The organism is Trichococcus patagoniensis, assembly GCF_003051085.1.
In the GTDB taxonomy this organism is placed as follows: domain Bacteria; phylum Bacillota; class Bacilli; order Lactobacillales; family Aerococcaceae; genus Trichococcus; species Trichococcus patagoniensis.
Genome location: NZ_QAOM01000048.1, coordinates 1 through 1473 on the forward strand (window position 1 = coordinate 1; position 1473 = coordinate 1473).

Sequence of the window (1473 nt, forward strand, 5' to 3'; positions counted from 1 at the left end):
CACCACTTTACAACTTTTCACGCCCCTCAGGGCATAAAAATACAAACAACCCCAAATTTTTTGTATGATTGATTTGGAGAAAAAACCAACAAAAAAGGGGTTGTTTGCTATGAATCAATTATATCAAAAAGGCATGACAATCAAAAGTTTGAGAACTTATTTCGCACCTTATTTTGTCGGAATGACTTGCCCGACAGCGAATAAGTTTTTCCTTTTTCTTTTGGCAATCATTTCGATGCAAGGGATTCAATCTGTCCGTTTTTTGTACACTTGGTTTTTGAAGAGGATGGATACCTCCGGTTGCTTGAACTCGTATTACTATCTCATGTCTCAAGGTAAAATTTCCCGATCCCTATTGAATCAGATTACGGTCCGTATCGCGTTGTCTTGCATTCCGGAGGAATACCGTAACTATCCCATTTTTCTGATTATTGATGATACTCTCCAACCTAAATACGGTACACATTTTGAAGAATACCAGTTGATGTTTGATCATGCATGCCATAACGGAAGCAACTATCTCAATGGACATTGTTTTGTTGGATTGGTAATCAGTGTCCCTGTGGAGGTAGAGGGAAAACTGCGTTATCTAAGCGTTCCCGTCGGTTATCGGTTACGTTCCAGAGATGAGAACAAACTGGAGTTAGCTGCTAATATGGTTGAGCAGGCAGTCCAAGAGTTTCCGACGGAAACGAAAGCGATCTTGCTTTGTGATAGCTGGTATCCAAAGGGTGCGATCCGGAGACTTGTGTCTTCTGATCCTCAATTGGAGTTGATTGCCAATGTAAGGGTAGATACAAAACTATATGACTTGCCTCCTGCACCAACCGGTAAACGCGGGCGCCCCGCCAAGAGGGGCAGAGCTTTAGATTGCCACCTAGACTTTAATCTACATACTCAGGTTGGTGATTATCTTGTAGGCACTCGGAAAGTGATGACCAATCTATTTCCAGATCCCATATTTGTAACGGTCACAACACACAATCCGGAGAACTCCTCCAGCTACCGCATTTTCATCAGCACGATTATGCCCGAAGATATTTTACTCGATGACCAAGAACTGGAAACACTCTGCCCAGAAATACCTGAAGCGGACAGAAACCGCCTGTTGCCTTATGGCCTGTATGGATTTCGTTGGGCAATCGAGGTTATCTTTTATGAACAGAAGACCTTTTGGTCATTCGGCAAATATATGCTCAGAAGTAAAAACGGGATTGAAAGTTACGTCAACTTCTTAGCCATCGCCTATAGCGGCGTTCAGCTTCTTCCCTTCAAACAGAAGAAGTATGCCCATTTGAAAGTGGCAAGTTCTCAAGTGAAGAAACAACTCATTGGAATGGCGATCCAGCAGGAAGTATTTTTCTATACTTTCGTGCTTTCCATCGAAAATAGGATTAAATCGCTGGCACTCCTAAAGGCTTATGAACAATGGGTTGAAGAAAAGCACAATTTTTAATTACTTGTAAAGTGGTG

1 protein-coding gene is annotated in these 1473 nt (G+C 42.1%); it reads left to right on the forward strand.

Annotated features, from left to right (window positions below):
- Positions 1 to 109: 109 nt before the first annotated feature.
- Positions 110 to 1456, forward strand: a complete 1347-nt coding sequence (locus tag C8U37_RS14315; RefSeq protein ID WP_170100324.1) for an IS701 family transposase — start codon at positions 110 to 112, stop codon at positions 1454 to 1456.
- Positions 1457 to 1473: the final 17 nt, after the last annotated feature.